Here is a 12683-nt window from a genome sequence, read left to right as displayed (position 1 = left end):
GCAAGGAGGACCCCATGTGGCTCATCACACCAGTAGGATTTTTCAGCATCGTCCAGAAACCCAGCGACGTGGCAACAGACACCCTGACCGTGCGCGCACGCGTTCGGGCTGACCTGGAAGCGCTGCGCGAGCAGTACCTGCCCGGCCTGGGGGATATCCAGGAGAGCCAGGTCAACGACTACCGCTTCCGCGCCGTGGCACCCCGTGCCGAGGTGGCCGCTGCCATGGCCAGCCTGGTCAACCAACTCAACTACAGCAACTTCAAGAGCCAGGTCTCGAAAGTCCAGGGACCGAACCGGGCCCACCTGTACCACGACGTCTGGGATGTGCTGTACCGCTTGCAGACCCAGCCGCAGACGTACAGCAAGTCCAGCAAGCCCTGAATGAAGACACCAGCTGCATCAGCGTGGGCCACGGTGAGTCCGGTAATCCACCCCAGGCCCGATGACCACGGCCAACCGGTCGCGATCAAGCACCCCAGCCAGCCCAGCGGCCTGGAAGCCTGGTCCGATGCAATGGCCATCGCCTGCGTGGTGCCGGACGGGCCCATGCCGGCATCGATCAACGGCGTGCCAGCATCGTCCTGGCAGGCAGCGCCTCACTCGAACGAGGGGTGGGAGGCATTGGCGGCCGAGCACTGGGTCCCTGAACCCGAGTTCGATGTCCCAGCCGCAAAGAAGGCGGCGGGCGTGGTGATTCGTGAGCCCGATGGGCGCATCTGGGTGGTGGTGCCCAGCAACGCCTTTGGCGGTTACCAGGCCACGTTTCCCAAGGGCAAGATGGACAAAGGGCTGTCCACCCAGGCCACAGCACTGGTGGAGGCTTATGAAGAGTCAGGCCTGCAGGTGCGACTGGTCCGACACCTGGTCGACGTCAAACGCAGCACCAGCTACGCACGCTACTACCTGGCCGAGCGGGTGGGCGGCAATCCCGCCGACATGGGCTGGGAATCGCAGGCGGTGATGCTGGTGCCTCAGGAGCAACTGCCGCTGGTGTTCAACAGCCCGAACGATCGCCCCATTGTCGATGCTTTGGAAAGCCGGTCGGCGGATGAACCCCACTGATGTGGAGGTCACCGCCAAAGTCGAGCCTTCACTCCCAGACGTCGAGCTTGTCACCCATGAGGAGCGATGAACCGCCGCTGGTTTCAAGCTTGCCGGTGATCTCGACGGTAGCCACTGTCGGCAACCCGGCAAGCTTGTTTCTGATCACTTCCTTTTTCACCAAGACCTTCAGCTTGCCGATTTCCTCCATTTCGAGGTAGGCGTCGTTGTGGGGCTGGATCTGGCTTGTCACAAACGTCAATTGGACTCGGATCGCCCGGTCCTTGTACTGCTCTGGAAACAGCTCGAGCTGCTTGAGGTCTGTGACCGTAATCGGCCTGGGAAATGTCAGTCGCTCCACGGGCAGACCGTTTGCCCCCAGTGTGACCTTGGCCGGGTAGCGGGCATCGCCTTCGGCGTGGACCACAAAATCATCGGCTTCGATGCGGTACATGAAGCCGCAGCCGTTGCACTGGTCAGTCGCCTTGACCTTGAATGTGATGGTGTATTTCTTTTTGGAATCCAAACCGATGCTTTGCCATTTTTTCACTGCCCGGTTGGACAATTCCAGGTAACCGTACTTTGAGACATCTCTTCCATCCCTGCTCATGAGCATCTGAGAAGACCCGGTTTTCAACAGCGAGGCACTCACCCGATTGAGATACAAGTACACCTCCCGACCGGCATAAGCGGGCACGTTACTGAAGTACGTCCCGGCGTCCACAACTTCAATGTGCTTTGGGAAGTGCGCCGTCTGCTCAGACGCGGACTCCACACCATCGGCCCCCTGGGGACTGCACCCCTGCAGCACCAGCGCCCCGACGAGCAGGGCGCACCACAGTTTCACGCGCAACCCCAGGCCCAGCAGACCATCCCATGCGCCCAACAGCTGCTGCCGGCGTTTGTTGGTCAAGTGATCGGTTTTTTCGTTCATGTTGCTCTCTGTTGGTTTCATAAGTTTTAAAAGGGTTTCAAACACCGTGGATCCAAACGCGATGTTTTTTGACGATGCGAGGCATGCCCAAACCTGCCTCCGACCCCAGCGGCTACTCGCTGCGTCTGATTTTTGCCCGCAACATCCGCATGGCCCGCATCGCCAAAGAGATGTCACAAGAGGCCTTGGCACACGAAGCCAATCTGGACCGGGCCTTCGTCGGCACCCTGGAGCGGGGATCCCGCAACATCAGCATCGACAACATCGAACGGCTGGCCCAAGCGGTGGGCTTGCCTGCACACGAACTGCTCGACCCCAATCTGGCGGAGTTGCGCGGATTCGACCCGACCCAGATGCGCGCCCCCCGCACGGCCAGACCGTAGCCTTGGACCGCGATCATCAAACGCTCAGGTCTGGGTGATTCACTTGTCATGATCGCTTATAAAGGGTTTCAAACACATCATAAAAGGCGAGTGTAGTGGATGCGAAATCGCTGGCGGCTACACCACATCGCGACCCGAGGCACCCGCTCTGGCGATGAAGAGCTGCTGCAGCGAAACGCGCCAAGACTGCCCATCGGTCGCCCGCAAGGCCAGGAACTGGGGCGACGCGCGCGCCACCGAAGCCAGTTCCAGGCGGGCGTTATAGGCAACCCCCCAGGGGCCAGGGAGCCTGGCGTCGAGCAGCAGGAGCGCCTGCGCCACACCGTCCAACAGCTCCACCCCGCAGACCGTGGACCAGCGGGTGTGCTGCCCATCGCCGTACTGGATGATCGGCACCGCGTTTTCAAGAACCGCCTGTAGCACCCGCTCTCCGATCGGCTGGGGGGTGATCATGGGGACGGCTTCACAAACGATCCCGGGCTGGCACTGCTGGGCCAGCTCGATCGGATCGGCGAGACCGGCCAGGTCGACCTGCGTTGACCCTGTGGTTTCCGGTCTCCACCCGCACAACAACCGAGCCGCCTGCATCCAGGCGACACTTGCGCTCGCTGCGGGTATTTCGACTTCCCGGTGCAGGCACGCATACCGCCAGTGCCCCGCCGCTGTTTTGACGCGGCACTCCACCTCGGTGCGGGCGCGCAGCCCGTTAACAAAGCGGTGGCAGAGGCCGCTCATTGCAGACCTCCTGCGCCAACACCCTCGGTCATCCCCAGCAAGGCGCGCTGCTGCTCCCAGTCCATGGGCAAGGGCATGCACTTCATCAACTTGGTGGCGTTCAGCGACATCGGTTGCCGGCCTTGTGCGATGGCTTGCACGATGTCCGGTGCCAACAGCGCCAGGTGGAGCATCCGGGTGACGTAGCCAGGGGAGACCTGCTCGGCGTTGGCGATTTCTCCAGTGCCTTGGCCTTGTTGCGTCATCCGATCGAGCCAACTCTGCGCTTTGCCGATCAGGCCCAGCAAAGTCGTGTCTGGCTCTCGCGGCACCTGCGGACCGTTGCCCTGGGGGCTCACCACCAACCGGACGGCCCCGCCACAGCGTTTGCGCTCGGCCTCCACCTCGATCTCGACCAGCGTGGGGACGGGGTCCGACGCCGGTCCGGGTTCCGACCCACCTCCAGGGTTGACCTTCACGATGCCACAGCCGATCAGGTCCAGGGTGATGCGCACCGACGACGGCCCAACCAGCACAGCGTCCACACAACCCCCGACCCGCTCACGCGGGTTCAGTTGCAACTGGGCCGCCAGGAGCTTGCCCGCCGTCACCGCATACTGGGCGATCTGGGCGTTGCACCAACCCACCGCATCGACCAAGCGTTGTTCGTCGTTTGTCCACTGGACGATGGCGGCGATGACCAACTCCTCCAGTTCGTTGGCGGGCAGTCGCACCGGCTCGCCCGGCTCGTCGATGGGGGTCACGTAGTAGCGGTAGCGCTTGTTCCCCTTGCGGGCGTGGGAAGGCACCAGACGGCGTCCCTGTTCATCGACCAGCTTGCCCGCCAGCAGACTCGGGTGGGCCGCGTGCGATTGGGTCTTGTGCCCTTGCCGGTTGTCCGCGAGCCGCTGCTGCACCTGATCCCACAAGGCTTGGTCCACGATCGCCGGGTGTTGCCCCGGGTGGACTTCATGGTGGTGGGTGGTCATCCCGATGTAGACCGGGTTGCTCAGGATGCGGTAGAGGTGGCCACGGCTGTAGGGCTTGTTGCCACCGAAGCCCGGCCGCTTGTGCGAGCGCTCCGGGGTGTGCCAGCCGCGGGCCTGCAGTTCCTCGAACAGTTCACCCACACCACCGAGCTTCAGGTACAGCCGGTAGATTTCCCGGATGCGTTCGGCTTGTTCCTCGTCGGGCTCCAAGGTGCGGCCGTTGGCCCGGTAGCCCACTGGGACCAGGCCCCCCATCCACAAGCCCTTGCGCTTGGACGCAGCGATCTTGTCGCGGATGCGCTCACCGGTCACCTCGCGCTCGAACTGGGCAAAGGACAGCAACACGTTGAGCGTCAAACGCCCCATCGAGGTGGTGGTGTTGAACTGCTGGGTGACCGAGACAAAGGAAACGCCCCGGTCGTCAAAGAGCTCCACCATCTTGGCAAAGTCCGCCAGGGAGCGCGTCAGGCGGTCCACCTTGTAGACCACGATCACCTTGACCTTGCCGGCTTCGATGTCGGCGATCAGGCGTTGCAGGGCAGGGCGCTCGGTGTTTCCACCAGAGAAACCCCCATCGTCGTAGGTCGTGGGCACCAAGGTCCAGCCCAGGGCCTTCTGGCTCAGGATGAACGCCTCGCACGCTTCGCGCTGGGCGTGCAGCGAGTTGAAGTCTTGCTCCAGGCCCTCCTCGGAGGACTTGCGCGTGTAGATGGCACAGGGCAGGGTGGCCAGTGAGGCCATGTTGGCCTTGTGGGCCATTGCCTTCAGGGAGGCAGCGGTCTTGCGGGCCATCAGCGTTTGATCCCGAAGAAGGCCGGCCCTGACCAGGGGGTGCCGGTGATGGCACGCGCAACGGCGCTCAGGCTGCTGAAGTGCTTGCCCTGGTGCTCAAAGCCTTGGGCCAGAACCAGCACCTCGTGGGTCGCACCTTGCCATTCCCGTAAGAGGCGGGTGCCGGGGGCCAATGTGGTGCCCGACCTCGGTGGGTGGGTGAGAGACATGGACGAGACCGATGTCCCCTTGGCCGCGAACGGTGAGACCTGGTGCTGTGCGTGCCAGGCCAAGACTCGACGCATCAAGGCCACCTGCACGTGGGCGGGGGGATCGCGATGAAACAGGGTGTGCCATTGCTGGGCCAGGGTGGTGCGGTCGGCTGACGCCAAATCGCCCACCACGCTTGCCACCATGCCCGAAGCCACATCGGAGGCCGTCGCCGACATCACACCCACCTGGGACTTGAAGACCGAACCCGTTTGATACGGTGCCGAAGCACCGATGGAGGCATTCACCTGCGCGCTCATGCGGATGCTCCCGCGATGCGGTACAGGCGGGTTCCATCGACCGTCTCGAGCGTCACCGACAAGCCCATATGCTTGCGCAAGGTGCCGCTGATCATGCCGCGCACCGTGTGCGCCTGCCAGCCGGTGAGGGCGGTCAGTTGGGCCATGGAGGCGCCGCTGGGCGTGCGGAGCAGCGCGATCAGCTGGGCCTGCTTGCTCTGCGCGGGAGGCGTGCAAACTGGCTCTGTCCCCTCAGCCGGGGGGTGTTCGGTGCGGGAGCGTTTGACCGGTGTGCCGGCTTTTGCCTTGATCGACTTCGAGGGCGACGCAGCGGCCTTGTTGGGCGGTGGTGTGGCGGGGTTGGCTGACTTGGGGGATGGTGTGCGTTTCATTCTTACTCCCGTGCCTGACTGGGCACGGGGGTAGTAACGCTCTACTTCACGGGTCGATCAACTTCTTTGAAGAGTAGCCGTGGTGTGTGGTCGAGATAGCGAGGCGGACTTGATGTGATTGGAAAAATGGTGCTGTTTGTGCGATGTCGATATCGCTCACCGGGACGTCGATGGCCATGGCAAGTATGCAAGTACAAAGATGCCTGGTAGGTGGCCATCTGCTCTCTTCAAATTTGAAGATGGTGTGCCAGTAGGGGGCGAAGAGCTTCGGCCATGGTCACCATGGCTTTGGGTGTAGCAGGACGTGAATCAGCACTGGGTGCCTTGCGTCGCTGCACTGGGCTGTTCGCAGCGCTGGTAACCCTGCAAGACACCTGAATCGGTCCGGCATCTGTTTTGGGTTCCAAACCCCGGTACGATGCGATCAAAACGGCACCCCATGAGGTGCCTTGGCTTTTGCAGGGGGATGGTTTGTGTGCCGCCCTCTGCGCGTGACTTGTGCAGTGACACCATGAACCAACAAAACCTCGCCTCCGACATCTGGAACATCGCCGACACCCTGCGCGGTGACTTCAAACAATCCGAGTTCGGTCGCGTCATCCTCCCCTTTGCCGTGCTGCGTCGCCTGGAGTGTGTGCTGGAGCCGACCCGCTCGGCCGTCCTCGCCCAGTACGAAGCCGTGAAGACGACCGGCATTGACCTGGACCTGGTGTTGCCCGCCACGGCACAGGCCAACTTCTACAACGTGTCGCAGTTCAACCTGGCCACGTTGGGCTCCACCAGCACCCGAGCCAACCTAGAAGACTATGTGGCCAAGTTCTCGGCCAACGCTCGTCAGGTGTTCGAGCACTTTGAATTCGGCAAGTGGCTGGAAAAGCTCGAAAAAGCCAATCTGCTGTACATGGTGGCCAATCAGTTTGCCAACCTGGGCCTCCACCCCAATGTGCTGACCAACCACGAGATGGGGTTGGTGTTCGAGCACCTGATCCGCAAGTTCGCCGAAAGCGCCAACGACACCGCCGGGGAATTCTTCACCCCGCGTGACGTGGTGCGCTTGGTCACCACCCTGGTGTTCGCCACCGACCATGAAGCCCTCAACGGCCAGGGTGTGATCCGCACTGTGTACGACTGTGCAGCGGGAACGGGTGGCTTCCTCTCCAGCGCCATTGAACAGGTGCAGGAATGGAACCCCAACGCCAAGCTGGTGCCCTACGCCCAGGAGCTGAACCCGGAGACCTACGCCATCAGCGTGGCCGACAAGCTGATTCAGGGCTACGACGTGCGCAACCTGAAGCTGGGCAACACCCTCAACAACGATCAGCTGCGCAATGAACGCTTCGACTACTGCCTGGCCAACCCGCCCTTTGGCGTGAAGTGGGAGAAGGTGCAGGCTGACGTGAACGCTGAACACGTCAACGAAGGCTTTGCCGGCCGCTTTGGTCCTGGTCTGCCACGGGTGGGTGACGGCTCCTTGCTGTTCCTGATGCACCTGCTAAGCAAGCGCAAACCAGTGGACGAGCACAGCAAAGGCACCCGCATCGGCATCGTGCTGTCGGGGAGTCCTCTGTTCAACGGAGGTGCGGGCAGTGGCGAGAGCGAAATCCGCCGCTGGATTCTGGAGAACGACTGGCTCGAGGCCATCGTGGCCTTGCCCAACGACCTGTTCTACAACACCGGCATTGGCACCTACATCTGGGTGCTGAGCAACCACAAGGCAGCAGAGCGCAAAGGCCTGGTGCAACTGATCGACGCCAGTGCCCTGCACACGCCCATGCAGAAGTCGCTGGGCAGCAAGCGCAAGCGCCTGTCGGAAGACCAGATCGCCGAGATTGCCCGCCTGCTGCAAGACATGCCCAACGAGGGCATCAGCAAGTTGTTCAAGACCACCGACTTTGGCTACCGCCGCATCACCGTGGAACGCCCGCTGCGCATGCGGTTTGATGCCACCGAAGCCCGCATTGCCAACTTCAACGCCGTCACCAGCCAGGCTCACGCCGACAAGCTCGCCGGTGTGAGCGGCACCTTTGACAGCCTTGACGCACTGCTCAAAGCCGCTGGGATCAAGAAGCTGACCAAGGCCCACCTGAAGGAGCTGATGGCCACCGTGGGCATCAAAGACCCAGACGCCCAGCCCATGAAGGACATGAGCGATAAAGGTGGGGGCAACGTCATGCCCGATGCGGACCTGCGCGAGTTCGAGAATGTGCCACTGGGCCAGCCCATTGCCGACTACTTTGCCAAGGAAGTGCTGCCCCACGTGCCAGATGCCTGGATCGACGGAGGCAAGAAGGACGAGAAAGACGGCCAGGTGGGCATCGTCGGTTACGAAATCAACTTCAACCGCTACTTCTACCAGTACCAGCCGCCCCGACCGCTGGCGGCCATTGACGCCGACCTGAAGGCTATTGAAGCGGAGATTGCCGCGCTGCTGGGTGAGGTGACGGAATGAGTCACTACAAGCCGTACTCGGCTTACAAGGATTCGGGGGTGGAGTGGTTGGGAAAAGTGCCGGAGCATTGGGATGTGAAGCAGTTGAAATACATCACCAGTCACATTGGCAGTGGAAAAACACCAACCGGAGGAGCTGAGGTCTACCAAGATAACGGTGTTTTGTTCTTGCGTAGCCAGAACGTCTATGAAGATGGGTTGAGACTTGATGATGCCGTCTTTATCGCCGAAGAAGTTGATCAAGAAATGGCCGGTTCCCGTGTCTGTGAGCATGATGTGTTGCTCAACATCACGGGGGCATCAATTGGACGTTCTTGTCAAGTTCCTGCTGGATTTCAGTCGGCAAACGTGAATCAGCATGTCTGTATTCTTCGCACAGTTCGAACAGCCTCGGCCAAATGGCTTTCGCTGTGCCTGCCAAGTCGCACAGTACAGGCACAGATTGATTTTTCACAAAACGGTGCCGGACGTGAAGGTCTGAATTTCGAGCAAATTGGCAACATGTACGTTGCTGTACCGTCTGAGGCCGAAACTACGGTCATAACTAACGCCATCGACCGCGAAACCACCCGCATCGACGCCCTCATCACCAAGAAAACCCGCTTCATCGAACTGCTGCGCGAGAAGCGCCAAGCCCTCATCACCCATGCCGTGACCAAAGGGCTTGACCCCAACGTGAAGATGAAGGACTCCGGGGTGGAGTGGCTGGGGGAGGTGCCGGAGCATTGGGAGCTCGTGCCATTGAAATACATTTCACCCAGTCTCACGGTCGGTATCGTTGTGAATCCGAGCGATTATGTTTCTGATGTAGGCCTACCGTTTTTGTACGGCGGTGACATCAGTGAAGGGATAATTTCTTCGGAAACTGCTCGGCGTATTTCCCTGGAGGATAGTCAGCGTAATGCTAAGACCAGATTGATGGCGGGGGATCTTGTAACCGTCCGCGTCGGAGCCCCTGGGGTTACCGCCGTCGTCCCACCAGAATGCGAGGGAGGTAACTGTGCTTCTGTCATGCTGATCCGTCGAGGAGGCTTCGATTCCGATTGGCTTTGTTACGTCATGAACAGTCGCGTGGTACGTTATCAAGTTGAAGTCGTTCAGTACGGCGCTGCACAGGAGCAGTTCAATATTAGCCATGCTGTTGATTTCATGGTTCCTGTACCACCTCGACAGGAACAATCTGAAATTGCAGCCAAACTAAATCAAGAAGGACAACGTGTTGATGCCTTACTGGTCAAAACCGAGCGCAGCATCGAACTCCTAAAAGAGCGCCGCTCTGCCCTCATCACCGCCGCTGTCACCGGACAGATTGATCTGAGGGATTCGGGCATCACCAAATGACAAACACACAGGGAGAATAGAAATGAGCAAGGGTCGCAGCATCAAGTTGTATCTGGTTGACGGAACACCTGGCGGACTGATCACCGCTGAAATCATGAACTGGACCGGGCATGTGCTGTGCGGTCCACGTGCTAGGCTTCCGGACTTGCTCCTGCGCAACGAGGCCAAGCGCAGCGGGGTGTACTTGCTGCTCGGCAGTGATGAGGTCGTACCCAAAGCCTATATCGGTGAAAGCGATGATCTGGCCGAGCGGTTCAAAAACCATCAGCAGCTTGGAAAGTCATCGAAAGCAGATGCCTCAGAAAAGTTGGACGATTGGGATCGTATCTGTCTGATTTCCAGCAAAGACGCCAACCTAACCAAGGGGCATGTCAAGTATCTGGAAAGCCGACTTATCGCTCTTGCCAAGCAAGCTGGTCGGTCGAAACTTGTGAATGTGCAAAAGGCGCCTTACAAAGGCTTGCCAGAGGCAGACGAAGCCGACATGGAGTATTTCGTCGAGCAGGTGGAATCGCTTTTGCCAGTACTGGGCATAGACATTCTGCGAGCCCCCAAGGCCAAGCCAACCACTCAGTCTTCCCCTGCCTTTGTCATGGAAGTCAAAAAACACGGTTTATTTGCCAAGGGACAAGAAGTGGACGGCGAGTTTGTTGTCCTCGAGGGCTCTCAAGCACGACTAGCGTGGGAAGGTGTTCCAGGCAGCTATCAAGGGTTGTTTGAAGAGCTTGTTCAGCAAGGGGTGCTCGCCAAAGACAAGCAGCTCATGGTTTTTACAAAAAATTACCCGTTCAAGAGCCCTAGTGCGGCAGCATCAATAGTTGCTGGCCGCAGTGCTAGCGGCCCAATGAGTTGGTATCTCGAAGGCTCAAATCAAACGTATGGACAGTGGCAGTCACTTACGGAGCTGAAGGCATTGGCTGACACAAGCAACGGCGACGGTCAGGCGCAGTAACAAGAAGAAAGTCACATGAGCCACATCCACCACGAATGCGAACTCGAACGCCACATCGTCGAGCAACTGGCGGCCAGCGGCTGGCAGGTGGGTGACCCAACCCAGTACGACAAGGCCCGTGCCCTGTACCCCGCTGACGTGGTGGCCTGGCTCCAAGGCAGCCAACCTCAAGCCTGGGCCAAGTTGACCGCCCTGAATGGTGCGAATGCCGAAAGCACCGTGCTGGACCGCCTGGTCAAGGCGCTGGACGCCAAAGACGGCGGCACGGTCTCGGTCATTCGTGATGGTTTCCAGATTGCCGGTGCCGGCACGCTCAAGATGAGCGAAGGCCTGCCCGAAGACGACCGCAACGAGACCACCCGCCAGCGCTACGCCTGCAACCTGCTGCGCGTGGTGCCGCAGGTGCGCTACTCGCTCGATAACGAAAACGCCATCGACCTGGTGTGCTTCATCAACGGCATCCCGGTGGCCACGGTCGAACTCAAAACCGATTTCACCCAGTCCGTCTGGGCAGCGGTGCGCCAGTACAAGCAAGACCGCAACCCCAAGCGCAAGACCGGTGGCCTGGAGCCGCTGCTGACTTTCAAGCGCGGGGCGGTGGTGCACTTTGCGATGAGCGACAGCCTCATCTACATGAGCACCAAGCTGGATGGCGACTCCACCTTCTTTCTTCCTTTCAACCGGGGCCACGAAGGTGCCGCAGGCAACCCGCCAGGCGAGGTGGGGCCAGACGGCCAGTCCACCTACCCGGTGAGCTACTTCTGGCGCCGGGTGCTGCAAAGGGACAACTGGCTGCGCATCTTCCACCGATTCGTGCTGCTGCAAAAGCAGGAGAGCAAAGACGCCCAGGGCCACACCCACATCAAGGAAAGCCTGATCTTCCCGCGCTTTCACCAGTGGGAAAGCGTGACCAAGATGCTGGATACCGTGCGCCAGGAGGGTGCAGGCCAGCCTTACCTGATCCAGCACAGTGCAGGTTCGGGAAAAACCAACACCATCGCCTGGACGGCACACTCCTTGATCCGGGTGCGCCGCCCGGACGGTGAACCTTACTTCCACAGCGTCATCGTCGTCACCGACCGGCAGGTGCTGGACAAGCAGCTGCAAGACGCCATCACCCAGATCGAGCACCAGACCGGCGTGGTCAAGGCGGTGGACCGGGATACTTCCAACCTGCCCAAGAGCCATCAACTGGCCCAGGCCATGCTGGCGGGCACGCCCATCATCGTCTGCACGCTGCAAACCTTCCCGCATGCCCAAGAGGCCATCTTGAAGGAGCAGAGCCTGCGCGAGCGCCGCTTTGCCGTGATCATCGACGAGGCGCACAGCAGCACCGGCGGCAGCACCGCCGACGACCTGCGCTACGTGCTCACCGGCCAGAGCGAAGAGGAGTGGGACCAGCTCAGCGCGTACGACAAGCTGTCCGTCTGGCAGGCCTCCCGCCAGCGACCCGGCAACGCCAGCTACTTCGCCTTCACCGCCACGCCCAAGCACAGCACCTTGATGCTGTTTGGCCGCCCGCTCAATCCGGCACTGCCCGTTAGCAAGGACAACCCACCGGCTCCCTTCCACCTGTACAGCATGCAGCAGGCCATCGATGAGGGCTTCATCCTCGATGTGCTGCAGAACTACACCTCGTATTCCCTGGCCTACAAGCTGGCCTCGGACATGGCGGTGGCGGCAGACCAGCGTGTCGATGAAAAGTCCGGCAAACGGTCGCTGGCCAAGTGGATGTCCTTGCACCCCACCAACGTGGGCCAGAAGGTCAAGCTCATCGTCGAGCACTTCCGCACCAACGTGGCTCAACTGCTCAACGGCCAGGCCAAGGCCATGGTGGTGACCAGTTCACGCGCCTCGGCCGTGAGCTACGCCCGCATGCTCAAGAAGTATTGCGACGAGCGTGGCTACACCGACCTGCACGCCATGGTGGCCTTCAGCGGTGACGTGCCCAACCAGGACAAGCAAACCGGCGTGTTGATCGCCGAAGAGCTGCCCAAGGACCACCAATTCGACGAAATCACCCTGAACCCCAACCTGCGTGGCCGTGACATGCGCAAGGCGTTCGACACGCCGGAGTACCAGGTGATGATCGTGGCCAACAAGTTCCAGACCGGGTTTGACCAGCCCAAGCTGGTGGCCATGTACGTGGACAAGAAGATCTCAGGCGTGGAAGCGGTGCAGACCCTGTCGCGCCTGAACCGCACCTA

12 protein-coding genes and 1 pseudogene are annotated in these 12683 nt (G+C 60.6%); 7 read left to right on the top strand and 6 right to left on the bottom strand.

The window, feature by feature from the left end:
* Positions 1-383: pseudogene (locus tag HA630_RS14775) on the top strand (hypothetical protein); the annotation flags it as partial.
* Positions 384-1064: an NUDIX hydrolase gene (locus tag HA630_RS14770; RefSeq protein WP_166835606.1), complete on the top strand. Its 681-nt coding sequence runs from the start codon at positions 384-386 to the stop codon at positions 1062-1064.
* 28 nt (positions 1065-1092) lie between these two features.
* Here HA630_RS14770 and HA630_RS14765 read toward each other — a convergent pair whose 3' ends face one another.
* Positions 1093-1977: a hypothetical protein gene (locus HA630_RS14765; RefSeq protein ID WP_166835604.1), complete on the bottom strand. Its 885-nt coding sequence runs from the start codon at positions 1975-1977 to the stop codon at positions 1093-1095.
* Between the two features lie 83 nt (positions 1978-2060).
* Between HA630_RS14765 and HA630_RS14760 the strand changes: the two genes are divergently transcribed.
* Entirely contained in the window at positions 2061-2360 is a 300-nt protein-coding gene (locus HA630_RS14760) for a helix-turn-helix domain-containing protein (RefSeq protein WP_166835602.1), read from the top strand.
* A gap of 117 nt (positions 2361-2477) precedes the next feature.
* Here the strand turns inward: HA630_RS14760 and HA630_RS14755 are convergent, their stop codons facing one another.
* From HA630_RS14755 to HA630_RS24770, 5 genes are read right to left on the bottom strand one after another with little or no spacing between them, the layout of a single operon-like run.
* Positions 2478-3095 (bottom strand): hypothetical protein, encoded by a 618-nt coding sequence (locus tag HA630_RS14755; RefSeq protein WP_166835600.1) that lies wholly within the window; start codon positions 3093-3095, stop codon positions 2478-2480.
* Positions 3092-4855 carry a recombinase family protein gene (locus HA630_RS14750; protein WP_208300094.1) on the bottom strand — a complete coding sequence of 588 codons (1764 nt, stop codon included), beginning with the start codon at positions 4853-4855 and terminating at the stop codon, positions 3092-3094. Before HA630_RS14750 ends, HA630_RS14755 begins: the two co-directional genes overlap by 4 nt.
* Positions 4855-5364 (bottom strand): DUF2924 domain-containing protein, encoded by a 510-nt coding sequence (locus tag HA630_RS14745; RefSeq protein ID WP_166835598.1) that lies wholly within the window; start codon positions 5362-5364, stop codon positions 4855-4857. Before HA630_RS14745 ends, HA630_RS14750 begins: the two co-directional genes overlap by 1 nt.
* On the bottom strand, positions 5361-5735 hold the full coding sequence (locus HA630_RS14740; RefSeq protein WP_166835596.1) for a DUF3489 domain-containing protein: 375 nt from the start codon (positions 5733-5735) through the stop codon (positions 5361-5363). Before HA630_RS14740 ends, HA630_RS14745 begins: the two co-directional genes overlap by 4 nt.
* A gap of 46 nt (positions 5736-5781) precedes the next feature.
* The gene (locus HA630_RS24770; RefSeq protein ID WP_256368644.1) at positions 5782-5913 is read right to left on the bottom strand and encodes a hypothetical protein; all 132 of its coding nucleotides are present in this window, start codon (positions 5911-5913) and stop codon (positions 5782-5784) included.
* Positions 5914-6246: 333 nt separating this feature from the next.
* On the opposite strand from HA630_RS24770, the gene HA630_RS14735 reads away from it, so the two are divergent.
* The 4 genes from HA630_RS14735 to HA630_RS14720 all read left to right on the top strand — a co-directional run.
* Positions 6247-8184, top strand: coding sequence for a class I SAM-dependent DNA methyltransferase (locus HA630_RS14735; RefSeq protein WP_166835618.1), 1938 nt, complete (start codon positions 6247-6249; stop codon positions 8182-8184).
* On the top strand, positions 8181-9524 hold the full coding sequence (locus HA630_RS14730; protein WP_166835616.1) for a hypothetical protein: 1344 nt from the start codon (positions 8181-8183) through the stop codon (positions 9522-9524). The genes HA630_RS14735 and HA630_RS14730 overlap by 4 nt, the downstream gene beginning before the upstream one ends.
* A gap of 22 nt (positions 9525-9546) precedes the next feature.
* Positions 9547-10476: a GIY-YIG nuclease family protein gene (locus tag HA630_RS14725; protein WP_166835614.1), complete on the top strand. Its 930-nt coding sequence runs from the start codon at positions 9547-9549 to the stop codon at positions 10474-10476.
* 15 nt (positions 10477-10491) lie between these two features.
* Positions 10492-12683 (top strand): type I restriction endonuclease subunit R (locus HA630_RS14720; protein ID WP_166835612.1); only part of this gene is annotated, 2192 nt, incomplete at its 3' end.

It is taken from the genome of Aquabacterium sp. A08 (assembly GCF_011742065.1).
Note: the sequence above shows the minus strand (reverse complement) of the source record. Positions and strands in the feature narration are given on the sequence as shown.

What these genes read in the sequence shown, in the direction of transcription:
- HA630_RS14750 (WP_208300094.1), bottom strand. Translation starts at nt 4,855, where the DNA reads ATGGCCCGCAAGACCGCTGCCTCCCTGAAGGCAATGGCCCACAAGGCC.
- HA630_RS14755 (WP_166835600.1), bottom strand. Translation starts at nt 3,095, where the DNA reads ATGAGCGGCCTCTGCCACCGCTTTGTTAACGGGCTGCGCGCCCGCACC.
- HA630_RS14765 (WP_166835604.1), bottom strand. Translation starts at nt 1,977, where the DNA reads ATGAACGAAAAAACCGATCACTTGACCAACAAACGCCGGCAGCAGCTG.
- HA630_RS14770 (WP_166835606.1), top strand. Translation starts at nt 384, where the DNA reads ATGAAGACACCAGCTGCATCAGCGTGGGCCACGGTGAGTCCGGTAATC.
- HA630_RS14725 (WP_166835614.1), top strand. Translation starts at nt 9,547, where the DNA reads ATGAGCAAGGGTCGCAGCATCAAGTTGTATCTGGTTGACGGAACACCT.
- HA630_RS14735 (WP_166835618.1), top strand. Translation starts at nt 6,247, where the DNA reads ATGAACCAACAAAACCTCGCCTCCGACATCTGGAACATCGCCGACACC.
- HA630_RS14740 (WP_166835596.1), bottom strand. Translation starts at nt 5,735, where the DNA reads ATGAAACGCACACCATCCCCCAAGTCAGCCAACCCCGCCACACCACCG.
- HA630_RS14760 (WP_166835602.1), top strand. Translation starts at nt 2,061, where the DNA reads ATGCCCAAACCTGCCTCCGACCCCAGCGGCTACTCGCTGCGTCTGATT.
- HA630_RS14745 (WP_166835598.1), bottom strand. Translation starts at nt 5,364, where the DNA reads ATGAGCGCGCAGGTGAATGCCTCCATCGGTGCTTCGGCACCGTATCAA.
- HA630_RS14730 (WP_166835616.1), top strand. Translation starts at nt 8,181, where the DNA reads ATGAGTCACTACAAGCCGTACTCGGCTTACAAGGATTCGGGGGTGGAG.
- HA630_RS24770 (WP_256368644.1), bottom strand. Translation starts at nt 5,913, where the DNA reads ATGGCCATCGACGTCCCGGTGAGCGATATCGACATCGCACAAACAGCA.